The organism is Curtobacterium sp. MMLR14_002, from assembly GCF_001864975.1.
Lineage (GTDB): Bacteria > Actinomycetota > Actinomycetes > Actinomycetales > Microbacteriaceae > Curtobacterium > Curtobacterium flaccumfaciens.
On record NZ_MJGT01000006.1, the window covers coordinates 1 to 328 of the forward strand.

The following is a 328-nucleotide window of genomic DNA, read 5'->3' on the forward strand; positions in this document are numbered from 1 at the left end:
AATGAATATCTGCGCGACTACAGGTTTGGTAGTCGCATGAAAACCTTGCTCATAGTGACGTTTGCCGCGGGCGCAGTGCCGTTCGCGGCTGGTGTCATCTATTGCGGGATCAACTTCCGACCGGGTCGGGGATTCCCACCGCGGAAGTGGCCGATTGCCGTGATGGTCGTAGGGTTCTTACTCGCCGCCGCCGCGGTCCTGACCGGAATCGCAACAAGCGGGTCGGGCGTTGCGTAGTAGTCGAAGTACGACGGTGTCCGTTGAGGAGTGCTCGGCAGCGAAGCCTGGCGCAGCGTCGCTCTTCAACTGAGCCCCGCGAGCGCAGAAC

At 61.3% G+C, this 328-nt stretch carries 1 protein-coding gene; it reads left to right on the forward strand.

Annotated features, from left to right (window positions below):
- On the forward strand, nucleotides 1–237 hold a 237-nt coding region (locus tag BIU91_RS19120; protein WP_216099627.1), incomplete at its 5' end, for a hypothetical protein.
- Between the last annotated feature and the right edge of the window lie 91 nt (nucleotides 238–328).